At 59.8% G+C, this 22,953-nt stretch carries 19 protein-coding genes and 2 pseudogenes; 11 read left to right on the forward strand and 10 right to left on the reverse strand.

Annotation, left to right across the window (positions count from 1 at the left end; all coding sequences use genetic code 11):
* Window positions 1-6: 6 nt before the first annotated feature.
* Both mexE and ASE80_RS16780 read right to left on the reverse strand, forming a co-directional pair.
* The gene (gene mexE / locus ASE80_RS16775; RefSeq protein WP_056860324.1) at window positions 7-1,248 is read right to left on the reverse strand and encodes a multidrug efflux RND transporter periplasmic adaptor subunit MexE; all 1,242 of its coding nucleotides are present in this window, start codon (window positions 1,246-1,248) and stop codon (window positions 7-9) included.
* Between the two features lie 233 nt (window positions 1,249-1,481).
* Complete coding sequence (locus tag ASE80_RS16780) at window positions 1,482-2,696, reverse strand: MFS transporter (RefSeq protein ID WP_056859915.1); 1,215 nt, start codon at window positions 2,694-2,696, stop codon at window positions 1,482-1,484.
* Window positions 2,697-2,810: 114 nt separating this feature from the next.
* Between ASE80_RS16780 and ASE80_RS16785 the strand changes: the two genes are divergently transcribed.
* The 6 genes from ASE80_RS16785 to ASE80_RS16810 all read left to right on the forward strand — a co-directional run bounded on the left by ASE80_RS16785 (window position 2,811) and on the right by ASE80_RS16810 (window position 9,426).
* The gene (locus ASE80_RS16785) at window positions 2,811-3,722 is read left to right on the forward strand and encodes a LysR family transcriptional regulator (RefSeq protein ID WP_056859916.1); all 912 of its coding nucleotides are present in this window, start codon (window positions 2,811-2,813) and stop codon (window positions 3,720-3,722) included.
* A gap of 42 nt (window positions 3,723-3,764) precedes the next feature.
* On the forward strand, window positions 3,765-5,819 hold the full coding sequence (locus ASE80_RS16790) for a prolyl oligopeptidase family serine peptidase (protein ID WP_056859917.1): 2,055 nt from the start codon (window positions 3,765-3,767) through the stop codon (window positions 5,817-5,819).
* A gap of 50 nt (window positions 5,820-5,869) precedes the next feature.
* Window positions 5,870-6,712, forward strand: coding sequence for a DUF1460 domain-containing protein (locus ASE80_RS16795; protein WP_056859918.1), 843 nt, complete (start codon window positions 5,870-5,872; stop codon window positions 6,710-6,712).
* Between the two features lie 116 nt (window positions 6,713-6,828).
* A complete protein-coding gene (gene gcvA / locus ASE80_RS16800; protein ID WP_056859919.1) occupies window positions 6,829-7,725 on the forward strand; it encodes a transcriptional regulator GcvA in 897 nt (298 codons plus the stop codon).
* 82 nt (window positions 7,726-7,807) lie between these two features.
* The gene (locus ASE80_RS16805) at window positions 7,808-8,635 is read left to right on the forward strand and encodes a DMT family transporter (protein WP_056859920.1); all 828 of its coding nucleotides are present in this window, start codon (window positions 7,808-7,810) and stop codon (window positions 8,633-8,635) included.
* 29 nt (window positions 8,636-8,664) lie between these two features.
* The gene (locus tag ASE80_RS16810; protein ID WP_017135558.1) at window positions 8,665-9,426 is read left to right on the forward strand and encodes an SDR family oxidoreductase; all 762 of its coding nucleotides are present in this window, start codon (window positions 8,665-8,667) and stop codon (window positions 9,424-9,426) included.
* A 36-nt stretch (window positions 9,427-9,462) separates the two neighbouring features.
* Here the strand turns inward: ASE80_RS16810 and ASE80_RS16815 are convergent, their stop codons facing one another.
* Window positions 9,463-10,431, reverse strand: coding sequence for an AraC family transcriptional regulator (locus tag ASE80_RS16815; protein WP_056859921.1), 969 nt, complete (start codon window positions 10,429-10,431; stop codon window positions 9,463-9,465).
* A gap of 102 nt (window positions 10,432-10,533) precedes the next feature.
* Here ASE80_RS16815 and ASE80_RS16820 point away from each other — a divergent pair, with 102 nt between their 5' ends.
* The 4 genes from ASE80_RS16820 (at window position 10,534) to ASE80_RS16835 (ending at window position 14,456) form a co-directional block, all read left to right on the forward strand.
* A complete protein-coding gene (locus ASE80_RS16820) occupies window positions 10,534-11,784 on the forward strand; it encodes an MFS transporter (protein ID WP_056859922.1) in 1,251 nt (416 codons plus the stop codon).
* A gap of 201 nt (window positions 11,785-11,985) precedes the next feature.
* Window positions 11,986-13,428, forward strand: a complete 1,443-nt coding sequence (locus tag ASE80_RS16825; RefSeq protein WP_164488406.1) for an ATPase domain-containing protein — start codon at window positions 11,986-11,988, stop codon at window positions 13,426-13,428.
* 23 nt (window positions 13,429-13,451) lie between these two features.
* Complete coding sequence (locus ASE80_RS16830) at window positions 13,452-13,817, forward strand: response regulator (protein ID WP_056859924.1); 366 nt, start codon at window positions 13,452-13,454, stop codon at window positions 13,815-13,817.
* Between the two features lie 180 nt (window positions 13,818-13,997).
* Complete coding sequence (locus tag ASE80_RS16835; protein ID WP_056859925.1) at window positions 13,998-14,456, forward strand: Hsp20 family protein; 459 nt, start codon at window positions 13,998-14,000, stop codon at window positions 14,454-14,456.
* Window positions 14,457-14,572: 116 nt separating this feature from the next.
* Here the strand turns inward: ASE80_RS16835 and ASE80_RS16840 are convergent, their stop codons facing one another.
* On the reverse strand, window positions 14,573-15,988 hold the full coding sequence (locus ASE80_RS16840; RefSeq protein ID WP_056859926.1) for an amino acid permease: 1,416 nt from the start codon (window positions 15,986-15,988) through the stop codon (window positions 14,573-14,575).
* 215 nt (window positions 15,989-16,203) lie between these two features.
* Window positions 16,204-17,238 carry a histone deacetylase family protein gene (locus ASE80_RS16845; protein WP_056859927.1) on the reverse strand — a complete coding sequence of 345 codons (1,035 nt, stop codon included), beginning with the start codon at window positions 17,236-17,238 and terminating at the stop codon, window positions 16,204-16,206.
* Window positions 17,239-17,357: 119 nt separating this feature from the next.
* Between ASE80_RS16845 and ASE80_RS16850 the strand changes: the two genes are divergently transcribed.
* Entirely contained in the window at window positions 17,358-17,858 is a 501-nt protein-coding gene (locus tag ASE80_RS16850) for an Lrp/AsnC family transcriptional regulator (RefSeq protein WP_056859928.1), read from the forward strand.
* 139 nt (window positions 17,859-17,997) lie between these two features.
* Here ASE80_RS16850 and ASE80_RS16855 read toward each other — a convergent pair whose 3' ends face one another.
* From ASE80_RS16855 to nthB, 5 genes and pseudogenes are all read right to left on the reverse strand, one after another.
* Window positions 17,998-19,638, reverse strand: a complete 1,641-nt coding sequence (locus ASE80_RS16855) for an AMP-binding protein (RefSeq protein WP_056859929.1) — start codon at window positions 19,636-19,638, stop codon at window positions 17,998-18,000.
* Window positions 19,639-19,716: 78 nt separating this feature from the next.
* Window positions 19,717-20,001 (reverse strand): annotated as a pseudogene (locus ASE80_RS31890) (methyl-accepting chemotaxis protein); the annotation flags it as partial.
* Window positions 20,002-21,000, reverse strand: a pseudogene (locus ASE80_RS31655) (PAS domain-containing protein); the annotation flags it as partial.
* An 18-nt stretch (window positions 21,001-21,018) separates the two neighbouring features.
* Window positions 21,019-22,275 carry a GTP-binding protein gene (locus tag ASE80_RS16865; protein ID WP_056859931.1) on the reverse strand — a complete coding sequence of 419 codons (1,257 nt, stop codon included), beginning with the start codon at window positions 22,273-22,275 and terminating at the stop codon, window positions 21,019-21,021.
* Complete coding sequence (gene nthB, locus ASE80_RS16870) at window positions 22,272-22,928, reverse strand: nitrile hydratase subunit beta (RefSeq protein WP_056859932.1); 657 nt, start codon at window positions 22,926-22,928, stop codon at window positions 22,272-22,274. The genes ASE80_RS16865 and nthB overlap by 4 nt, the downstream gene beginning before the upstream one ends.
* Between the last annotated feature and the right edge of the window lie 25 nt (window positions 22,929-22,953).

The raw sequence follows: 22,953 nt of genomic DNA on the forward strand, positions 1-22,953 counted from the left end.
TATCCCTTAACCGCGTGGAGTCGCGACGGCTGCGAGCTTGGGCGCGGCTTTATCCGGCGCCACTTGCTCCAGGTTGCTGGCTTCAAGCGCTTGTCGTTGTTGTGCCAAGGCGGCGAGGGTTTCCTTGCTGGCCATCGGGATCGTTTCCGGTGCAACCGGCGAACCCGGGCGAATGCGCTGCAAGCCCTTCACGACGATGGTGTCGTCCTTGGTCAAACCGCTGCGCACAATGCGCAGGCCTTCGATCTTCGGCCCCAGTTCCACCGAGCGATAAGCCGGCTTGTCGCCGTCCATCACCAGCACGAACTTCTTGCCAAGGTCGGTGCCAACGGCTTCGTCGTTGATCAGCACGGCGGAGTAGGTGCCGCTGCCGACCAGCTTCAAGCGGGCGTACAGGCCAGGCGTGTATTCGCCCTTGCTGTTATCGAACACGGCGCGACCACGGATGGTGCCGGTGGCCGGGTTGACCTGGTTGTCGACGAAGTTCATCTGGCCCAGGTGCTGGTTGCCGGTTTCGTTGGACAGGCCCAGGTACACAGGGGTGGTCGCGCCACGGCGGCCTTCACGCGCCAGTTCGGTGTACTTGAGGTACACGCGCTCGTCGGCGTCGAAGTAGGCGTAAACCTTGTCGGTAGAGACCACGCTGGTCAGCGGCGTGGTGTCGGCAGTCACCAGGTTGCCGGCGGTGATTTCCGCACGGCTGACGCGGCCACTGATCGGCGACGTTACGCGGGTAAAACTCAGGTTCAACTTGGCCAGGTCCAACTGCGCCTGGATCCCGGCGACAGCGGCGCGGGCTTCCTGGGCGGCGGTGGTGCGCGAGTCAGCCAGTTCGGCGGAGATCGCATTGCTCTGGCGCAGACGCTCGCCACGTTGCGCTTCGTTATCGCTACGGCTGGCGGCGGCTTTGGTTTGTGCCAGTTGGGCTTCGAGGCGGCGCACCTCAGCCTGGAACGGGCGCGGATCAATCTGGAACAGCAGGTCGCCTTTCTTCACCAGGGCGCCTTCGGTGAAGGCCACCTGGTCGATCTGGCCGGACACGCGCGGACGAACCTGCACGGTTTCCGGGGCTTCCAGGCGACCGGTGAACTCGTCCCACTCGTTGACCGGTTGTTCCAGCACCTTGGCCACACTGATTTTCGCAGGAGGCATGGCGGCCGCTTGATCCGGGGTCTTGCCGCAGGCGCTCATCACCACCACGGCCAAAATCGCCAAGGGGAAGCGCAAGTGTTTGAGTGACTGTTCCATGAGGTGCATCCGCCAATGTATTTGAGATGGGCGGATCATGCGCGGCGATGTGCTATGTCACGAATCGAATGAAGCAAAGGTAACTATCATTCGGAATGATATAAGCGGATGGCGAGCCCTCTAGAATGGCGTTTTCGTTAGGGAGCTATCAATGGGCGTGATGACAAAGGTGTATTGCGCAGCGTGCAAGGAACGACGCTTACAGGCGGAGGTCGCTGCCCGGCAATTGCCCTTCAGCCGTCAGCCGGTGGCGTCAGGTGGCCGCGCTGGCTGCCAATCGAACCGCCTAAACAGTACATCAGCCCGCCCGCCACAACAAAAAACACCAACATATAAAACATGCTGTACGCCGGCTGCGTCGCCAACACCCACCCACACAACACCGGCCCCAACGCTGCGCCGACGTTGCCCAGGTTCTGCGCGGCGTAATACATGCCGCGCAGGTGATTGGGCGCGATGTTGTCGATGAACATGTATTCGGCCGGGAACACGATAATTTCCCCAAGGGTGAAAATCGCCATCGACAGCACCCACATCACCAGCGTGGTCGACAGGGCAAACCCGCCCAGCCCGAGGATAAACAGGCTCAGGCCCGCGGCCAGCCACCGATTCAGGTAACGCGGGGAAATCCGCTTGCCGAGGCTGTATTGCAAGCTGATCACCATCAAGGCATTGGTGGCCACAAGGGTGCTGATGATCCGGTAGGTCTCTTGAGGCGTCGTGGTGACGATCAGGTATTGCGAGAGGTACGCCGTGAACTGGCCGAACACCACGGCACTGAGCAAGCCGCCCAAGGTAAAGCACACCAGGCGGTAATCCCGTAGCAGCAGTGTGCCGACCGCCAGGAACGCAATGGCGGGCGGGTTGGCTTCGGCCGTGAGCAGATGCCTGTCACCCCACACGCCATAGATCAGCAAGAACCCGGCGCCAAGCCCGGCCGACAGCATAAATGGCAGGCTGGCATCCACGGTGGCCAACCTGGCGCCCAGGAACGGCCCGACGGCATAACCGATATTGGTGAGGGTGTATTTGATCGAAAACGCTTCACTGCGCCGGTCGACGGGAAGCAGGCTGCCAAACCCGGCTTTTACCGCGATATCGATCACCGCATACGCCAGGTTCACCGCCACCAGGCACAGGTAAAACAGCCAGAGCACGGGCGCGACAGCGGCGCCAAGAAAGCCCAGTGTGAACACAGCGCAGAAGGTCAGCATAAGCCGGTAACTGCGCATTCGGTCCACCAGGAAACCGCCATACAGGCTCAACAGCGAGCCGATGATCAGTGTGCTGCCGATCACCAGGCCGATATCGGCAATGCTCAAGCCAAAGTGGCCCGACAAATAAATGACCAGGTAGGGCAGGGTGATTGCGCGGGCGAGCGTCAGTATCAGCGAGGCACTCAATAGCAGGTTAAGGGCAGGGGGGTAGTGTTTCAGCGTGGCCAGCATTCGAGCCTCAGAGTCCATTTATCAGAGTGCAGGCAGCTTACCTTTGAACCAAGTTCTGATTTAGGATGGTTTTTATCCGGATACAGGAACTCAATTCATGAATAAGGGCTGTGCATGTTTTCCTCAGAGCGCCTGAAGGGCATCGATGTATTCGTCTGTGTCGCGCAGTACGGCAGCTTTACGGCGACCGCCGGGAAAATGAACCTGACCGCTTCGGCCGTGAGTAAAAGCATTGCGCGCCTGGAAGCCCGTCTGGGTGCCCGACTGTTCCACCGCACCACGCGCAGGTTGTCGCTGACCGATGCCGGCGTTGCCTACCTGCGCACCTGCACCGGTGTGTTAGCCGACCTGGAAGAAGCCGAATGGGCATTGCAGGCTGAAAACACCGAACTGCGCGGGCGTGTGCGCATCGACCTGCCCGGCGCCTTTGGCCAGGCGCAGGTGCTGCCGATCCTGCTGCCGTGGCTGAACACTCATCCCTTGCTGACCCCGCACATCTCTTTCTCCGATGGCTTTGTCGATCCGTTCAAGGAAGGTGTGGATGTCGTCGTGCACATCGGCGACGCCCCGGCCTGGCCGGAGACGGTAGGGCACCAGTTACTCACCCGAGAGTGGCATGTGCTCTGCGCATCCCCGGCGTATCTCGCCCGCCACGGCATGCCACAGTCCGAGCGTGACCTCGAGCAGCATCAGTGCATGGCCTACGGCTGGGTCGATGGCCGCGTCAGCCCCTGGCGGCATGCCGGCGAACAAGGCGTGGCGCTGCACATAAACACACAGCCGCGACTGGTGATCGGCCATGGCGCCGGGCTGAAGCTGGCCGCGCTGGCCGGCTGCGGTATCGCGCAACTGCCGTCGTGGCTGGTTGAGCAACACTTGCAGGACGGGTCGCTGGTGCAAGTCTTGCCGCACTTGGCCTGTGTCGGCATGGGCATCAGTGTGGCCTGGGTCAAACACCGCCACGCGCTGCCCAAGGTGCGTGCGGTGGTGGAGGTGCTGGTTGCAGGGTTGGGCGCGGTTGAGTGACACTCATTGATTTTCCGAACAAATTTTCCACAGGATGCGCAGATGCCAAACTTCCCGACTCCGCCTTCCACGGGCGACGATCCTTACCTTTGGCTGGAAGACGTCGACAGCACGCAGGCGCTGAATTGGGTGCGCGCACAAAACCTCAAGACCCACGCCCGGCTCGCCGAATCCGTGTCTTTCAAGGCGATGCAAGCCGACCTGCTGGCGGTGCTCGACTCGGACAGCAATATCCCCTACGTGGAAAAAATCGGCGCCCACTATTACAACTTCTGGGTCGACGCCGCCCACCCTCGCGGCCTGTGGCGGCGGACCACGCTGGCGGAATATCGCAAGGCGCAACCGGCCTGGGAAACCGTGCTGGATATCGACGCGTTGAATGCCCTGGAAGGTGAGAATTGGGTCTGGCACGGCGCCGACTGCCTGCATCCTGGCTATCAACGCGCCCTGGTCGCACTGTCCCGTGGTGGTGCGGACGCGAGTGTCACGCGCGAATTCGACCTGGTCGAAAAAGCCTGGGTCAATGACGGCTTCGAGTTGCCCGAATCCAAGGGCGGGCTGGGCTGGATCGACCACGACAACGTGTATGTGTTTACCGACTTCGGTGCAGACAGCATGACCCGCTCGGGTTACCCGCGCATCGTCAAGCAATGGCAGCGCGGTACGCCCCTGAGTGACGCGACGATCGTCTACGAAGGCCGGCACGACGATATGTATATCGCGGCGATGCACGACAGCACACCGGGTTACGAGCGTGATTTCGTCAGCCGCACCCTGGCGTTCTACAACAACGAACTGTACCTGCGCGTCCCGGATGGCACGCTGAGCAAAATCGATGCGCCGAACTCGGCCGACAAGTCGGTGCACAAAGACTGGTTGCTCCTGCAATTGCGTGATGATTGGGCGGTGGGTGATGGCTATGTGGCTGGCTCGTTGCTGGCGATCAACTTTGCACGCTTCATGGCCGGCGCGCGGGACTTTGACCTGTTGTTCGTGCCATCGGACAGCACCTCACTGGCCGGCATGGACTGGACCCGCAACCACTTGGTGCTCAACGTGCTGGAGGACGTCAGAAACCGCCTCAGCGTGCTGACGCCCGGCCCACAAGGCTGGGCACGCAGCGCATTTGCCGGCGCACCACCGATGGCGACCGTGGATGTGAGTGCCGTCGACAGCGATGACAGCGACGCGGTGTGGCTGGTCACCCGAGGTTTTCTCACGCCGGTCACGCTGTCACTGGCCGAGCTTGGCGCGCAACCCGAAGTGCTCAAAGCCATGCCGGCGTTCTTCGATGCGAGCCGGCATGTGGTTGAACAGCATTTTGCCGTGTCCAAAGATGGCACCCGCGTGCCGTATTTCCTGGTGCACGAACAGGGCTTGCAGTACAACGCCAACGCGCCGACCTTGCTCTACGGTTATGGCGGTTTTGAAGTGTCGCTGTGCCCGGAGTATTCCGGCGGGCTGGGTCGCGCCTGGCTGTCCAAAGGCGGCGTGTATGCCGTGGCGAATATTCGTGGTGGCGGCGAATACGGCCCGCGTTGGCATCAGGCGGCGCTCAAGCACAAGCGTGCGCGCGCCTATGAGGATTTTGCCGCCGTGGCGCAAGACCTGATCAGCCGCAACATCACCTCGCCCCGGCACCTGGCCGTGCAAGGTGGCAGCAACGGCGGCCTGTTGACCGGTAACATGCTCACCCAATACCCCGAACTGTTCGGGGCCGTGGTCATCCAGGTGCCGTTGCTCGACATGCAGCGCTATCACCATTTGCTGGCAGGCGCCTCGTGGATGGAAGAGTACGGCAACCCGGACGTGCCCGAAGAATGGGCCTACATCCAGACGTTTTCACCCTACCACCTGTTCGACCCGGCCAGGACCTACCCGCCGGTGCTGTTCACCACCTCGACCCGCGATGACCGCGTACACCCGGCCCATGCCCGCAAGCTTGCGGCCAAAATGATCGATGCCGGCCAGGACGTGACGTACTACGAAAACATCGAAGGCGGCCACGGCGGCGCGGCGGATAATGCCCAGAGTGCGTACATGAAAGCGCTGGTCTACGGCTTTCTGTGGGAGCGCTTGAGCGCCGGCCACGCCTGACCGGCGCCGGCCGGTATGTTCGGATGCCCCTTGGATAAGTGAAGAGTCAGATGCGTACACCCTATGTTTTTATCCTGATGTCGATGCTGTTGGCGGGTTGTGGTTCGTCGGGGGCAACCACTGGAACTCATGCATTCGAACGCCAGCAAAACGCGCCGCTGACGCTCGATGCACCGCTGGATCCTTACACCGTTGAGAAGCTCAATGCGATTCTCCATGAGCGTCCAAACTACCGGTTGCTTCCCGCAGGCCAACAGATCGGCCTCATCTCGGAGGCCTTTTTAGGCACGCCCTATGTTGCCAACAAGTTACAGGGCTCACTGAGCACACCCGAACAACTGGTGGTCGATTTTCGAGGCCTGGATTGCTTTACCTACCTGGATTACGTCGAGGCCCTGCGACAGTCAGCAGCACAACCCGACTTTATGAAAAACCTGTTGCGCACGCGTTATGTTGATGGCGATCTCGATTTTCTCAGCCGTAAGCACTTCTACACCGATTGGGCCTACAGCGGCACGTATAAACCGGCGCAAGACATCACCGCGCAGCTAAGCGCCCATGCCGTTCGCCGCGAAAAACGCCTCAACCAAAAAGCCGACGGCAGCGCCTACCTGCCTGGCCTGCCGGTGGTCCAGCGTACGGTCACCTACATTCCCGCCGGTTTTATCGACAAGACGGTCATCAATCGCCTGCACGAGGGCGATTTTATTGGCATCTATACGCCCTTGGCCGGGCTGGATGTGACCCATGTGGGGTTCTTTATCATGACGGACAAAGGCCCCGTACTGCGCAATGCGTCCTCACATTCAGGCAGCCAGAAGGTGGTGGATTCGCCGTTTCTGGCGTATGTGGCCAACACTCCGGGGATTGTTGTGCTGAGGGCGAAGGAGTAAAGGTTTCAATTGAGCCACTGTCCCGCCAGGGAGGCGACGTTTACAGTGAACTTCGCTTCGGCATGAGCTAAAGTTCATGCCTGCGCTTTTCCGATAACTCGCTGGATACCGCCCCTATGAGAGATCTGCCGCCCACCGCGACCTTGCGTGCTTTTGAAGTTGCGACCCGCCACCCGACGTTTACAGCCGCCGCACAGGAGTTGCATGTGACTCAAAGCGCGGTCAGTCACCAGCTCAAGCACCTGGAGGCGCTTTGGGGCGTGCAGTTGTTTGAGCGTGGCAAGGCGTTACGCCTCACGGCAGCGGGAGCCACGCTGGCGCCCATCGTGCGGGAGTTTTTCATCAGCCTGGAGGCGACGCTGGGTGACTTGCGCGAGCAAAAGGGCAGGGTGCGACTCAGCGTCAGCACCACCTATTCCTTCGCGCTCAAATGGTTGCTGCCACGCTTGCCACGTCTGGCTCGTCAGCACCCCGAGCTGTTGGTCTCGCTGGACACCACGGATAAAATCATCCACTTCTCGCACGGCCAGGCGGATGTTGCGATCAGGCTCGGCAAGGGCAATTACCCAGGTCTGCATTCGGAGTTCCTGTTTGGGGAGCAGGTATTCCCTGTGGCCAGCCCCGAACTGCTGCGACGCGTGGGGACGCCGCAGAGCCCCGCAGACTTGTTGCACTTCCCGCTGCTGACGCGCGATGGCGCCGAGTTGGTGCCAAAGTGGGAGGTGTGGTTTCAGACCGTCGGCCTGGCCTATTTGCCGCTCAAGGAGAGCGTCAGGTTTGGCGATACCAACATGACGGTCGAGGCGGCCTTGCTCGGCCAGGGCGTTGCATTGGTGCGCAGCGGGCATGTCGAGAATGAAATCAGCGATGGCCGTTTGGTGCGGCTGTTCGACATACCGCTGCCATCGCCGCTGGCTTACTACTTCGTCTGTCCCAAGGGCATCGAATCGCAGCCGCACATCGCCAGCTTTCGCCAATGGCTGGTCAGTGAGGCGCTGAAAGTACAGGCGTAGACAAGCGAGTTATGAACATATGCTCATGGCGAAATGAGGAGACTTCGCTTTAGCCCCGGCGCCGCATTGCCTACAGTGGCGCATGCCTATCCATCTCGTGTTCCTCGTGCTGTTCGCCGCGCTCCTGCATGCCAGTTGGAACGCGCTGCTGCGTAGCGGCGCCGATCGGCTGTGGTCGATGACGGTGATGTGCGTCGCCATCGCCATCACCAGTGTGGTTGCTGCGACATTCATGGCGCCCCCGGCAATTGAAAGCTGGGGTTACGCGGTGGTGTCGGGGTTGCTGCATGTGGGCTACAACCTGTTTCTGGTGCGCAGTTACCGGGTTGGCGACCTGGGGCAGGTCTATCCGATTTCACGTGGATCATCGCCGGTGCTGATCACTTTTGGTGCCGCCGTGTTTGCCGGAGAAAGCATCACCCCCGGCGAGCTCGTCGGTATTGCGCTGGTGTCGGGCGGGATTATTTCGCTGGCCTTCAGAGGGCGCAGTCTGTCGGTTCCCAGCTTGCCCTATGCGCTGGGAACGGGCGGCTTTATCGCGGCCTACAGCGTGGTCGACGGCATCGGTGCGAGGCTCTCCGGTGCGCCGCTTGCCTACACGGTGTGGATGTGCGCCCTGTGGGGCGTGCTGATGCCGCTGGTCTACATCGGCCTGCGCGACAGCCGCAGCTTGTTCTGCGTCCGGCCCGGAACAGTGACCGCGTTGGTCGGCGGCCTGGTCTCATTGCTCGCGTATGGAATGATCATCTACGCCATGAACGAAGCGCCCCTGGGCGCGGTATCGGCACTGCGCGAAACCAGCGTGCTGTTCGCGGCGTTGATCGGCTATGCGTTTCTTGGCGAGACGCTCACTGCACGCCGGATACTGGCGTGCGTGGTGATCGCCGGCGGTACTCTCATCATCGGCTGATACAGCCAACAGCTCAGGAGCTATGTTCAATGGTCAATGTCTCGCAGGCACCGCTGATTCTAATCACGGGTGGCAGTCGTGGAGTGGGGGCCGCCACCGCCCGGCTGGCCGCCGAAAGGGGTTATGACGTGGCTATCAGCTACGTTGCCAACGAATCCGCAGCGCTGGCCGTGGCTGCGGATGTAGAAGCACTGGGGCGCCGGGCGTTGGCGATGCGGGCCGACAGTGCCGACCCGCAACAGGTGGCCGACTTGTTCGCGGCCATCGACCGCAGGTTCGGACGTATCGACGTGCTGGTCAATAACGCCGGGATGCTGGGGCCTCAGTCTCGCCTGGAAGACCTTGGCATGGAGCGGATGCAGCGCATCTTTGCGGTCAATGCCATTGGGCCAATACTCTGTGCCCAGCAGGCGGTCAAGCGCATGGCTTACCGCCACAACGGCCCGGGCGGTGTGGTGATCAATGTCTCTTCGGCCTCGGCGCGCCTCGGCAGCCCCAATGAGTACGTCGACTATGCGGCGTCAAAGGGCGCGCTGGAGACGTTTACCATTGGGTTTGCAAAGGAGGTGGCGCGCGAAGGCATACGCGTCAACTGTATCCGCCCCGGGCATATCTATACCGACATGCACGCCAGTGGCGGTGAGCCGGGGCGGGTCGATCGGGTCAAGGACTCGATCCCCATGGGGCGCGGTGGTCAGCCCGAGGAGGTGGCTCGCGCGATTCTATGGCTGGCGAGCGCGGAGGCATCCTTCGTTACCGGTACATTCCTCGACGTGACGGGCGGTAAATGAGCCGGCGCCACGTCTCATCGGCTGCTTGCGCCCGGTTCAAGTCAGCGCGGGCTGCCTGACCTTGCGACTCAATCCCGGTGTCTGCCCCGTAATGCGCTTGAATGCACGACTGAAGGCGGCCTGGGAGGTATAGCCCAAGCGCTGCGCCACCTCTTCAATCGGCAGCCTTTCGAGGGTCAGCCACTGGCTTGCAAGGCGCATTCGCAGTTCGGTGACGTAGCGCAGCGGGGTCATGCCGATAGTCACTTGAAAGCGGTCCGCGAACACCGAGCGCGAGGTATTGCAGTGCTCGGCCAGCTGCGCAACGGTCCACTCGCGCCCCGGTTGTTGGTGGAGCGCAAGCAGCGCACCGGCCAGGCGTGGATCGCGCAAGGCGGCGACCAGGCCAGAGGCATTGCCGCAGGCGCACTCCACCCAGCCGCGAACGACCATGGCCGCCACCACGTCGGCCAGCCGCGCGAGGATACCGGCGAAGCCGACACGGGCGGCGCTGACCTCGCGTTCCATGGTGGTCAGGATCGGCACCAGTCCGGGGTAACGCTGGCCACCGGCATCAATCAGCATCAGGCCCGGCATCAGCCGACCAAGCCCATGGATGCTGCCCAGTTCAAACTCCATGCAGCCGCTGAACACAATAGTGCTTGGCGTGGGGCTGCCGTCAGTCCCGGTATCCACCGCGCTGACGGTGTCGCCCAGAGGGGCGCCGTCTAAACGGTCGATGTCTTGAACCGGCACGTCCGTATGGGAAAACAGTTGATGGGCTGCGCCATGGGAAATAAACACGGCGTTGCCGGCAGACAGCGCGTAGGTGGTTCCGTCCTCCATCTTCAACACCGCAGTGCCGACGGCCATGAAGTGGAACCAGGCGTGCCCGGGTTTTTCCGCGAAGCCCAAACCAAAGGTCGGCCCCGTTTGGATACGCCGGTACTCGACCCCACGCAGGCGCATGCCGCGTAGCAGCTCGTTGATGAGATCCGAGGAAAGCGCAAACTGATCTGTAGGCATCGTTCAGGTGTTTTAGTCAAAAAGTAGAGACTTTAGATCATAGATCATCCGGATTCCCGCGCCTAGACTGCGGCTCGCAATGAAGATTGGGAGATCCGTGCAATGACTGACTGTGTGTGTAATACCGTTTCCGACCGCCATGTTGGCGTCGACGCGGACGTAGAACCTGCAACCCCCGCGTGGATGGCAGTATTTTCCCTGGCCATGGGGGTGTTCGGATTACTGACTGCTGAGTACCTTCCGGCCAGTTTGTTGACGCTGATGGCGACTGACCTGGGCGTGTCCGAGGCGCTGGCTGGCCAGGCAGTAACGGTGACGGCGGTGGTGGCGTTGTTCGCCGGCTTGTTGGTGCCAGGCCTGACCCGTGGTATCGACCGACGTTGGGTGTTGCTGGGTTTTTCCACGTTGATGGTCGCCTCCAATCTGTTGGTCGCCGTTTCCTCCAGCTTCGCGGTGCTGTTGTTGATGCGTATCTTGCTGGGCATTGCCCTTGGCGGGTTCTGGAGCATGGCGGCGGCGGTAGCGATGCGCCTGGTGCCGAGTGCCTTGTTGCCCAGGGCGCTGTCGATCATTTTCAGCGGCATCGCCATCGGCACGGTCGTTGCGGTACCGCTGGGCAGCTACTTGGGTGGGCTGTATGGCTGGCGCAGCGCGTTCTTTGCGGCGGCGGCGGTAGGCATGGTCACGCTGGCTTTCCAGTCGTTCACGCTGCCGCGCCTTGCGCCGCGCCGGCCGGCAAGCCTGCGCACCGTTCTCGAAGTGTTGCTGCGCCCGGGCATCGCCATGGGCATGTTCGGTTGTGTGCTGGTGCACAGCGGGCACTTCGCGATGTTCACCTATGTTCGGCCATTCCTCGAGGGGACTACGGGTATCGGTGCCCAAGGGCTGTCACTGATGCTGCTGGGGTTTGGTGTCGCAAACTTCGTCGGCACGCTGTTGGCCGGCAGGCTGCTGGAGCGCCACCCGCTGGCCACGCTGGTGTTGATGCCGGCACTGGTCGGCGTCGCCGCGCTGGGGTTGGTGCTGTTGCCGGCCTCGGTGCCGGGGCAGGCGGTCCTGCTGGCGATCTGGGGCCTGGCCTTTGGTGGCGTGCCGGTGGCGTGGTCGAACTGGGTCGCCAGCGCGGTGCCTGACCAGGCGGAAAGCGCCGGGGGCATGGTGGTGGCCTCGGTGCAGTCCGCCATCGCAACGGGCGCCGCCGCTGGTGGTGCGGTGTTCAGCCTCGGTGGCAGCGCAGGCGTATTTGTAGCCGCGGCCGTGTTGATGCTGCTGGCCGCGTTGCTGATCGCGCTGCGTGTTCGCGTCCCCTCCGTCCATGGCATCCGCCAGTCCAAGCCCGCGTTGCATCTTTGATCCGGTTAGCCAAACCGTTTCGAACCCGTTCGTAACGTGCTTGAGCATTTCTTGCGCAATACGCGCATGGGATAGATGATCTGGGACTTCATTCCCGTTGATTAGCCCACCGCGCTCCAGGTCTGAATGGCTCTAAAGCGTAAATGGCGTTAGCATTCCCATCATTGGGCTTAAACAGCCTGTTTTTCAGATCAGGGTCGCATTGTGGAAAAGCTAAAACGCCTCCAAAGTGGAATCGAAGGGCTCGACGCTCTGCTCAAGGGAGGGCTGGTCGCGGGCGCCTCCTACATAATCCAGGGGCGGCCAGGGTCTGGCAAAACGATCCTGGCCAACCAACTTGGGTTCCATCATGCGAACAATGGAGGCCGGGTTCTGGTCGCCACACTGCTGGCCGAGTCACACGACCGTCTGTTTCAGTTTCTTTCTACCCTGAGCTTTTTCGACGCGTCCAAAGTGGGCGCCGACATTCAGTTTGTCAGCGCGTTTGACACGTTGGAAAACGAAGGGCTGGACGAGGTGGTGAAACTGCTTCGGCGCGAAATAAGTCGCCAAAAAGCTACAGTGATGGTGGTCGATGGCTTGCTCAATGCTCGCTCAAAAGCCGACTCGCACATCGACACCAAGAAATTCATTTCCGAGTTGCAAGGGCACGCCGCTTTCGCCGGTTGCACGGTGCTATTTCTGACCAGCTCCCGTCTCGACGACGGCAGCCCTGAGCACACCATGGTTGATGGTGTCATTGAAATGGGCGAAGAGCTGTTTGGCACTCGCTCGGTACGTCGTATTCAACTGCGTAAAACTCGCGGCAGTGGAGCCATGACAGGCCTTCATGAGTGTGAGATTACCGACAATGGTTTGGTGGTTTACCCTCGGCTCGAAAGCCTTTATAGCCACCCGTCCGCCCCCGACAGCGCCGACATGACGCGTATTGCCAGTGGCATTGGTTCGCTGGACCGCATATTGGGTGGCGGCCTTTACAGTTCCAGCGTGTCTCTGGTCATGGGCCCCTCCGGCATTGGTAAAACGACGCTGGGCCTGAAGTTTCTGGCCGAGTCGACGGTGGAGGCTCCGGGACTGCATTTTGGCTTTTATGAAAGCCCACAACGGTTGCGACTCAAAGGCCAATCACTGGGTATCGATATCCAGGGTATGGAGGACAGCGGCGCCCTGAGCATTGCCTGGCAGCCTACTACCGAGGGGTTACTGGATGGGTTGGGCGCTCGCCTGTTGAGTCTTGTAGAAGAAAAGGGCATCAAGCGCCTGTTCATCGATAGCCTCAGCGGTATGACCCGAGTCTCTACAAACCCGGCTCGAATTACTGACTTCTTGAGTGCGCTGATGAATGAGCTGCGATGCCGGGGCGTAACCGTATTCGCATCCTGGGAAATGCGTGATCTATTTGGCTCCGAGGTCAGCGCGCCAAACTCTGACCTGTCCAGCATCGTCGATAACTTGATGCTGATGCGGTTCTCTGAGAATCACTCTGAACTAAGCAGGACGCTTTCCATTCTTAAGGTACGAGATAGCTCTTATGACCCCTCCAGATTTGAGGTTGTCATTCAAGATCGCGATGTTTTTCTGAAAAAGGCTTCGAGACATGAACCTTCAGCCCCCACTGAGACATCGCCCGGTTCACTTTCTTAAGCTTTTGAGTGGGTTGAATTAACATGACCACCATCCTGGTCGTCGACGACGAGTATTTGATCGCTGACATTCTCAGCTTCGCACTGGAGGATGAGGGGTTCATGGTGGTGACTGCCAGCAATGGTCGAAAAGGACTGGAAGTGCTGGATAGAGAACGGCCAGCCTTGATCATCACCGATTTTATGATGCCCGTGATGGACGGCCTGGAATTCGCCACAGCCGTTCGAGCCCTCCCGTGCGCGAATCAATTGCCGATCATCCTGATGAGCGGTGCTCAGGCACACATCGGCATGCAGAGATCGGATCTGTTTGATGCGGTAGTGGCGAAGCCATTCAACATCGACTTGATCATTGCCGAAGTTAAAAAGCTGCTCGCCACTGATCAGTGAGTACTGCATCTACCTACCCGGAGCCATGGGGATCGGGCTCCGCCTGCCCGAACAATCGAGTTGAAAAAAAATTTTCGAGCGGCTCTTGAAAACGTTTTGGTAGCACCTATTTTCGGTTCTACGCGATGCCGCAATCGGGTCGCGCCTTAAATCACTTGGAGAACACTCAGGAGATTTACTATGGCTACTACTCTTTCTTTGGCCCCTCTGTTTCGTCAGTCTGTGGGTTTTGATCGCTTCAACGACCTGTTTGAATCAGCGCTTCGCAGTGAGGCTGGTAATACCTATCCACCGCATAACGTGGAGAAGCATGGTGAGGATCAATACCGCATTGTGATTGCTGTGGCGGGTCTTACTGAGGAGGACATAGACATTCAGGTTGAAAATGGCGTATTGAGCGTTTCTGGTGGAAAACGTGAAAACGACGAGAAGGTGACTTACCTGCACCAAGGGATAGCGCAACGCGCCTTCCGCTTGTCCTTCCGGCTGGCTGACCATATCGAAGTGCAAGGTGCAGCGCTCACCCACGGTCTGTTAGCCATCGAGCTGCTTCGGGTTATACCCGAAGAAGCCAAGCCAAAACGTATCGAGATCGGTACTGCCGGCAAGCCAGACCAGCGTCAAGTAAGCCTGCAATAAGTGTGTTAAAGGCGCTCTGCGGAGCGCCTTTTTTATTTTGTTTTAATCAACCGCTGAGGCGCGCACGTGTGGGGTTCTCTGCTGTGGTCGTTGCCCGTTGAAATACGCCTTTTGACTCAACCGAATTGACCTGCCGATTCAACGGCGGTTTTTGGTTTCCTGCTGCGTGTCAGCTGATAGGCAATTGCCAGCCATATGAACCACCCCGGCATGACCATCAACGCAACGCGTGTGTCCGGTCTCAATGCCAGCAGGCAGAGCACGAAGCCCATAAAAGCCAGTGACAACCAGGCCATTGGCACGCCGCCTGGCATCTTGTAAGCAGATTTGGCGTGAAGCTCAGGACGTTTTTTGCGATAGGCAATGTAAGACGCGAGGATGGTCGACCACGTGAAGATCACCAGAATCGCCGACACGGTGGACACGATGGTGAAGGCCGTCATGACTTCCGGAACGATGAACAGCACGAGCACACCTGACAGCATCAACAGTGTCGTGAAGGCCAGGCTCAACAGAGGCACGCTGTTGCCCGATAGGCGCCGAAAGATACCCGGAGCGTTGTCTTGATTGGCCAGCCCGAACAGCATGCGGCTGGAGGAGAATACGCCACTGTTGGCCGATGACGCGGCGGATGTCAGGACCACGAAGTTGACGATGCCGGCTGCTGCGGGAAAGCCTGCGACGAGGAACAGTTCGACAAAAGGACTTTTTACCGGTGAAACCTGTTGCCAGGACGTCACGGCAATAATGCAGGCCAATGCCAACACGTAGAACAGGATGATTCGCAGCGGAATCGAGTTGATTGCCTTGGGTAACGTCTTCTCCGGAGCACGGGTTTCTGCCGCAGCGGTGCCGATCAACTCGGTGCCGGCAAACGAGAATATGGCCATCTGAAAACCGGCAAAAAACCCCAGCAAGCCATTAGGGAATGCAGCCTGCTTATCCACCAGATGGCCCAGGGACGCGGTGACGCCATTGGGGGAAACGAACGAGCTGGAAATCAGTACGATGCTGACCCCGATCAGTGTCACGACGGCGATGATCTTAATGATCGCGAACCAGAATTCAACTTCACCAAAAAGCCTGACCGTCAGCACGTTCAAGGCAAACAGTGTCGCCAGCATCCCGATCGCCGGTATCCAGGCCGGCAGATAGGGGAACCAGTACTGGAAAAAGCCGCCGACAACGACGGCATCGCCGATCACTGCAACGCTCCAGCTCAGCCAATAGGACCAGCCGAGAAAGAACGCAGCGCGAGGCCCCAGGTAGGCGCCGGCAAAATCCGCAAAGGTCTTGAAATTCAAATTGGACAGCAGCATTTCGCCCATGGCACGCATGACGAAGTAAACGAACAGGCCAATGATCATGTAGATAAGGATGATCGAGGTGCCGGAGAGGGCGATGATCTTGCCGGAGCCCATGAACAAACCTGTGCCAATGGCGCCGCCCATTGCCATTAACTGGATGTGACGATTGCTGAGCGTGCGCTGCAGCGCAGGCTGCTCAACCTGCTCTGATAGATTCGATTTCATTTCAAAACCTCTTGATTTTATGTTTTTGAGTTTTGGCAGAAAAGTGCATAGCCAGCGCCATTGTCAGGATGCAATGGCGGGTGATGGTGTTGGTTTATGTGAACAGCGCCGGCCCCTTGCACCTGCCTGGGGGCGGCTTTGGTCGGCTGCTGATCAAGTCTCTGGAACAGGGTTTTTATATGTTCAGGTTGATCACGCCGTCTTCGGGCGGATGCTCAAGCGCGCTTGCTCTCGAAGCCATGCAATACGTTCACCGCGTTGATTCCGATTTCATCGACCATATAGCCGCCTTCCATCACAAAGAGGGTGGGGCAACCCACACTCGCTATCAGCTCGCCGATCCCGATGAAATCCTCGCTTTCCAGCAGGAAGTGACTGATCGGGTCGTCCTTGAAGGTGTCGACCCCCAGTGAGATCACCAATACCTGCGGCGAGAATTGCTGGAGTTTCCTGCAGGCATGCAGCAGGGCGTCGCGGTAGGTATCCCAGGCGGTGTTTTTCGGCAGCGGGTAGTTGAGGTTGAACCCTTCGCCAACACCTGCGCCGACTTCATCGCTGAACCCCGAATAGTAGGGATAGGACACGGCCGGCTCGCCGTGCAGCGATATGAACATCACGTCATTGCGCGGGTAAAAAATGTTCTGGGTGCCGTTACCGTGATGAAAATCGACGTCGAGCACCGCGACGCGTTTGGCGCCCTGGGTGATTGCCTGCTGTGCAGCAATGGCCGCGTTGTTGAGATAGCAGTAACCCCCCATGTATTCACGCGCCGCGTGATGGCCCGGCGGACGACAAAGGGCAAAGGCACTGTCATGGCCTTCATCGATAAGTGCCAGGCCCGTCAGGGCGATATCGGCACTGGTCTTGACCGCCTGCCAGGTGGTGGCAGTGATCGGCGAGCCGGCATCCATCGCATAGAAGCCGAGTTTGCCGTCAATGAACGTGGGCACCTGATCGTTGGCCAAGTCACGTACCGGCCACACCAGTGGCAGCGCATCATGGGTGCGCCCTGTGGCGCACCATTGCGACCAGGCGCTTTCCAGGAAGCTCACGTAGCGCTCGCTGTGCGCGTTGACGTAACACGAGCGGTCGAATGCGCGTGGTTCGACTATCTGGCCAAGGCCTACTTGCTTGACGCGGTTGTGAACGGTGTCGGCCCGACTGGGCTGCTCGAACGACGGTTTGAGCACGCCATCCTTCAACTCGGTGCCATGGTGCAGACGGTGGGAATCACTGAAAACTGTAAACATTCTGCGCATCCGTTAATGTGGGCCAGTGCAAATATTCTGTTCTGGTCAGGACGCGATTTCTTTGCTTTGTTTCTGTGTTTCTCTATATTTATCGGGCGATTTAACTCAGGAATAGCGTAATGAAGAAAAATATATCCAGACGCATCAGCCTCGATGAGACCGATCTGGCCATTCTTGAGCTATTGCAGGAGGACGCGAGCATTTCCAATGCCGAACTCAGTGAGCGGCTTTCATTGAGCCTTACGCCTTGCTGGCGACGGCGCAAGAGAATGGAGGAGGCGGGGGTGATAAAGGGCTATCAGGCAACACTTGATCGAAGAATGCTGGGGCTGGATATCATGGCATTCGTGCACATTCGCTTTTCCACGCACGCCGACCACGCTCCGGACGCCTTTGAGGCAGTGATTGCGCAATTGCCAGAGGTATTGGCCTGCCACAAGATCACCGGAGACGCCGACTACGTGCTTCAAGTGTTGGCGGAGGACCTTGATAGCTACAGCGACTTTATCGAGCAAGTGCTGAGGCGCCAGGTGGGTATCGCGTCTATTCAATCGAGTCTGGCGTTGCGTGAAATCAAAGCGGGCAGCCGTATGGCCATACCCAAATTGAGCAAGGATTGAATGTCGCAGGTTCTGGCCCGGGCAACCCGGGCTTTGAACGTCTTGGTATAAGCGCACCGTTGGCGCATTTAAGGGCTGTCGCGTCCGCTTAAAAACAGGCGGACACCGTCGGTCATTGATTTGGGCGTTCGCCCGTGAGTCATGTGTCGAGTGCCTGCTGTTTGGCAATTTCCTGGTTGCGCAGAATGAACCGCTGCAACTTGCCACTTGGGGTCTTGGGCAACTGTTCGACGAACTCGATTTCCCGCGGGTAAGCATGTGCAGCTAGACGCTGTTTGACATGCAGGCGCAGTATTTCGGCCAGCTCGGCGCTTGGCAGGTACCGGTGGGTCAGCACGACAAACGCCTTGATCAGCTCGGTGCGTTGCGGGTCGGGTTTGCCGATCACCGCGGCTTCGACGACTGCCGGATGTTCGATCAGCGCACTCTCGACATCAACAGGCCCCACGCGGTAGCCGGATGTGGTGATCACATCGTCGTTACGGCCTACAAAGCTGATACTGCCGTCCTCATTAAGCTCCACGATATCGCCGCTCAAGTAGTAACGGTCGACAAAGGCCCTGGTGGGCATGCCGAAGTAGCCATTGAACCAGCACAGGGGCGAGCGCTCGCGATCCACCGCCAGTACGCCCGGCTGACCAGTCGGCAGTTCCCGATGCGCATCATCCAGCACGACAATCCGGTACCCCGGCACCGCATAGCCGGCAGAACCCTCACGTACCGGATGGCGCAGCCCATGGTGATTGCACAGCACCATGCCGATTTCGGTTTGGCCGTAATGATCGTGAATGACCACGCCGAGCTGTTCGGCGAACCAACGGATGACTTGCGGGTTGAGTGGTTCGCCGGCGCTGCTGACGATACGCAGTCGACCACGCACGGCGGCGGCAAACTCGTCCCCGGCAGCAATCAGCAGGCGAAAAGCCGTCGGCGAGCCGGCCAGGTTATTGATCGCATACTTGACGATAATCCGGCTGGTGCTTTCCACGGTGAAAGGGCCGTCATGCAACAGCGTGGCCCGGCCGCACGCCAGCGGCCCGGTTACTGCGTAATACAAGCCATATGCCCAGCCGGGGTCGGCGAGGTTCCAGAAATGGTCGTCCTCGCGCAGGTCGATTGCATCGCGCATATACCCTTTGAAAGCCCGAATGGCGCTCAAAGGCACCTCAAGCGGCTTGGCCGGTCCTGTGGTGCCCGAGGTGCACATCAGCAGGAAAGGCGCGCTGGCGTCCAGTAGCTCAGGTGTGCAGTCGGTGTGTTGACGACCCAGCACGTCCCAGAAATCGTAATCGCTCGGATGCTGCGGGGGGCCGTCGATCACGATTGCGGGTGGGCAGCCAGGGATTTCATCCAGCTTGGGACGATTGTGGGAGTCGGTCACGATCCAGCGTGCCTTGGAGCAGTCCAGACGCTGCTCGATCGCCTTTGGACCGAATGCGGTAAAGAGCGGTTGGTAGACCGCGCCGATGCGCCAGGCTCCCAGGAGGGCAATCACCAGTTCAACCGTGCGTGGCATCAAGCCAGCAATACGATCTCCCGGCTGCACTCCCTGCGCTCGCAGAAAGTTGCCAAAGCGCGCAGCATGCGCCTGCAGTTCGCTGAAGGTGTAGTGTCTGGCGCGGCCATCGCGCGTTTCGCAATACAACGCCACAGCATTGCCGTGAGCGTGCCGGTCGCAGCATTCGATGCAGGCGTTCAAGGCTCCCGGTTCGCCGTGCAAGTCTTGGTCTGCCAGCTGTAGATAGTCGAAGGATGACACTGCTGAGTCGTAATCGCGCATAACGTACCTGATTATTATTGTTGGAAGATGTCCTGTGCCCACGCAGGCCGCGCAGGCGCCTGGATGTAGCTAGTTGTCCATCATCTCGGCTGCTTGCTGGGTCGCTTGGCTGGTACGCGTGGCCAGCTTGCGCACTTCATCGGCGACCACCGCAAAACCGCGACCGGCTTCGCCTGCGCGCGCCGCCTCAATGGCGGCATTCAACGCCAACAGGTTGGTCTGGCTGGCAATGCCCTGAATGGTGGCGACAATCTGCGTCAGCTTGGTGAGGGTTTCCTGCATCACCCGATGTTGTTGCGCCTGCGCCTCGCGCAGGGTGCTTTCTTCATGGTGGGCATGGATGTCGGTGATGGCACCCACCACCCTTTGCGGGGAACCGTCCTGCGCGCGGCGCGTTTGCCCACGGCCGCGAAACCAGCGGTAAGTGCCATTTTTATGTTTGAGTCGATAATCCACATCAAACGGCGTCTTGCCGCTGCGGTCGTCCACATGGGCGACGAACGCGCCGATGGCCCGTGCGCTATCGTCGGGGTGCAGGCGTGAGGTCCAGCTTTCGAGGGTGTCAGGAAACTCCTCAATCGTGTTGCAACCCAGCAGTCGGCGCATTTGCGACGACCACCAAATGGTATTTTTCGGGTTCGCCGGGTCGCCGGCCACTATCTCGATATCCCAGAGCCCGTCATGCAGCATTTCCCGGGAAATGTCGAAGCGTGTGGCCGCCAGTTCGAGCGCCTCGTTGTGCAGGTACTGTTCGTGAATGTCACGAACGGTTCCTGCGATGGCAAGCGCGACACCTTGCGCATCGCGTCGCGCGACACCGCTGATTGTGTACCAGCGATAGTCACCGTCTGCTGCAGGTTTCATTCGCACGTCCAGGGCCAAGGGCGTGCGCCCGCTACGATCGGCAAGGTGCCTGGCGAGCGCTGCCAGATGTGCTTGCCGGTCATCCGGGTGCAACTGTTTGCTCCAACTGCCGAGCTGATCGATAGCCTGGGCCAGGTTCGACTCAGACCCCGTCCGCGTCATCACGCATTCCGGCGCGGGTGCCACGGTTCCATCCAGTTCCAGCTCCCAGAACAGTTCCCCAGCGCCCAGCGTGACCAGTGCCCAGCGCGCCGCCCATTGCCGCAACAGCGTGTCATTGCGGGCCAGGCGTTCTTCCAGTTGGTTGACGTCCAGCGTCAGTGCGCAGGCTTGCGCCTTGAGCGCTCGTCGCTCTTGCAGCAGTTGTTCGACGCTTGCCAGGATGCGGCGCAATAACCGGTTGTTCGACGACAGGGGAGGGCTCGCCTGGTCAGGCTGCTCCAGGCGGTCGGCGAGCAGCGTCAATGCCCAGCGGGTGGTTCGGCTGAAAAAAAGCATGGGACACCTCTGCCTCGGTCAAATGGGATCAGCCTGCAGCGATTGCGTCGCAGCTGATAAGGCCAGCGAGTCAAAGACTGTCGCCCCCGGCAGGGCTTGCCAGGCTGAAGGGCCGGCGCTGATTTCCTGAGCATTCAACAGGCAGTCGTCGAGCGCGTGCTGTAACGCGTGGGTATCCAGGTCCTGGCCGATAAAAACCAACTCCTGCCGGCAATCGCCGACAATGCTGTCCCACTTGGTCATGATGCTCTGCAACCGATATTCATCCCGTGGCCATTGCGACTGCTCGATGAAGGTCCACCAGCGCCCGACATAGTCCCACTGGAACTGTTTGCCGCTTTGCACCAGCAGGCCGGTTTCCAAGTGCCGGCTGGCGAGCCAGAAGTAACCCTTGCTGCGCAACAGGCGCCCGTTGCGCCAAGGGCGCTGGAGAAAGTCGAGTAACCGCTGTGGGTGAAATGGAGCGCGCTCGCGGTACACCCAGGACGTCACGCCATAGGTGTCCGATTCGGAGGCCGGTACGTCGTTGGCCGCCATTTTTTTCATCCAGCCGGGCGATGCCGCTAGGCTGGGTAAATCAAACAGATGGGTACCGAGAATGCCGGATAATTCAACGTTACCCTGAGCCATCGGCAGGATCCGCGCGGTCGGGTTAAGGCCGGCGAGAATCGCGTGCACGGCCTGGTAACCAGGCTCGTCGATCAGGTCCAGTTTGTTGACGAGAATGACGTTGGCGTATTCCACCTGCTCGATCAGCAGGTCCGCCAAATGGCGTTTGGGCGTATTTTCCTGTGCGTCGTCGCGGGCCACGGTGTCCGGCGACTCAAGCAACGCCTGAAAACGACTGCCGTCGACCACCGTCACCAAGGTATCGAGCCGCGCCAGTTCGCTGAGGCTGAAGCCTTGCGCGTCAAGGAACGCGAACGTCTCGGCGACCGGCATTGGCTCAGAGATCCCCGTGGACTCAATGAGCAGGTAATCGAAACGCTCCTGACGTGCCAGGGCACTGATCTGCTCGAGCAAGTCGGCGCGCAGCGTGCAGCAGATACAGCCATTGCTCATTTCAATCAACTCATCGCGACCACGGTGCAGCGCCACGTCGCGCTGCACCTCTTCGGCATCGATGTTGACCTCGCTCATATCATTGACGATGACTGCTACTCTCAGGCCTTCGCGATTGCGCAGGATATGGTTGAGCAGCGTGGTCTTGCCGGCGCCGAGGAAGCCGGAAAGCACGGTCACCGGCAGTCGGCTTTTCAAGGCGCCGGCCATCATAGGTTCACCGTGCTATCGGCATGGTCCAGATAGCTTTCGAACAGATCGACCACCACGAAACCGTCGTCGGCCGCGTCTCCCCACAGGTCCTTCACGCGAAACTCGACGTGGTAGGTCGGCTGATGCGCCGCGTTCAAGTCGCCATGCCCGATCGCATCCGGGAATGGCCATTTTTCGGATGTTCGGTGCAGGACTACGCCATCCTTGCCGCGCACATAGGCCGGCATGCGGATATGCCCGGCCACATACTCGTCTCGCACGGTAACTCGGTCGCCGACCTCAAAAGGCGCTCGACCGGTGATCGCCGGTCTGCCTTCTGCCTGCGCAGGGTTCGCCAGCTTGAAGTGAGAACCCAGGGCCTGATCGAGCTCCGCCTGGGTGATGACACCTGTTTCGACCAGCAGGGTGGCGGTAGCGATGACATAGCGTTCGTAGTACTCGGTACCGACATGTTGGCGGACATCCAGGCGTTCGACGGCGTGGCGCACTTCGTCCACGCTGAACTTCTTCAGGTGATCGGCACCGATAAACATCAGGCTGTAGGCCAGGTGCTCCCAGTCCTGCTTGAACACCGGTTGGTAGCTCAGGCTGTTGATGGTGTGAGGGACTTTGCCAAAGCCTTGGAAACCGCCGAGATCGTGAAAGCCATCCATAAGAGAAACTCCGGAAAATGAACGA

Origin of the sequence: Pseudomonas sp. Leaf15, from assembly GCF_001421425.1 — a bacterium.
GTDB classification, from domain to species: domain Bacteria; phylum Pseudomonadota; class Gammaproteobacteria; order Pseudomonadales; family Pseudomonadaceae; genus Aquipseudomonas; species Aquipseudomonas salomonii.

Bases quoted from the DNA above. Each gene is read 5' to 3' on its own strand.
- nthB (WP_056859932.1), bottom strand. From the start codon at position 22,928: ATGGATGGCTTTCACGATCTCGGCGGTTTCCAAGGCTTTGGCAAAGTC.
- ASE80_RS16815 (WP_056859921.1), bottom strand. From the start codon at position 10,431: ATGCCTACAGATCAGTTTGCGCTTTCCTCGGATCTCATCAACGAGCTG.
- ASE80_RS16855 (WP_056859929.1), bottom strand. From the start codon at position 19,638: ATGCGCGATTACGACTCAGCAGTGTCATCCTTCGACTATCTACAGCTG.
- ASE80_RS16810 (WP_017135558.1), top strand. From the start codon at position 8,665: ATGGTCAATGTCTCGCAGGCACCGCTGATTCTAATCACGGGTGGCAGT.
- ASE80_RS16845 (WP_056859927.1), bottom strand. From the start codon at position 17,238: ATGTTTACAGTTTTCAGTGATTCCCACCGTCTGCACCATGGCACCGAG.
- ASE80_RS16850 (WP_056859928.1), top strand. From the start codon at position 17,358: ATGAAGAAAAATATATCCAGACGCATCAGCCTCGATGAGACCGATCTG.
- ASE80_RS16840 (WP_056859926.1), bottom strand. From the start codon at position 15,988: ATGAAATCGAATCTATCAGAGCAGGTTGAGCAGCCTGCGCTGCAGCGC.
- ASE80_RS16790 (WP_056859917.1), top strand. From the start codon at position 3,765: ATGCCAAACTTCCCGACTCCGCCTTCCACGGGCGACGATCCTTACCTT.
- ASE80_RS16835 (WP_056859925.1), top strand. From the start codon at position 13,998: ATGGCTACTACTCTTTCTTTGGCCCCTCTGTTTCGTCAGTCTGTGGGT.
- ASE80_RS16865 (WP_056859931.1), bottom strand. From the start codon at position 22,275: ATGATGGCCGGCGCCTTGAAAAGCCGACTGCCGGTGACCGTGCTTTCC.
- ASE80_RS16820 (WP_056859922.1), top strand. From the start codon at position 10,534: ATGACTGACTGTGTGTGTAATACCGTTTCCGACCGCCATGTTGGCGTC.
- gcvA (WP_056859919.1), top strand. From the start codon at position 6,829: ATGAGAGATCTGCCGCCCACCGCGACCTTGCGTGCTTTTGAAGTTGCG.
- ASE80_RS16830 (WP_056859924.1), top strand. From the start codon at position 13,452: ATGACCACCATCCTGGTCGTCGACGACGAGTATTTGATCGCTGACATT.
- mexE (WP_056860324.1), bottom strand. From the start codon at position 1,248: ATGGAACAGTCACTCAAACACTTGCGCTTCCCCTTGGCGATTTTGGCC.
- ASE80_RS16805 (WP_056859920.1), top strand. From the start codon at position 7,808: ATGCCTATCCATCTCGTGTTCCTCGTGCTGTTCGCCGCGCTCCTGCAT.
- ASE80_RS16780 (WP_056859915.1), bottom strand. From the start codon at position 2,696: ATGCTGGCCACGCTGAAACACTACCCCCCTGCCCTTAACCTGCTATTG.
- ASE80_RS16785 (WP_056859916.1), top strand. From the start codon at position 2,811: ATGTTTTCCTCAGAGCGCCTGAAGGGCATCGATGTATTCGTCTGTGTC.
- ASE80_RS16795 (WP_056859918.1), top strand. From the start codon at position 5,870: ATGCGTACACCCTATGTTTTTATCCTGATGTCGATGCTGTTGGCGGGT.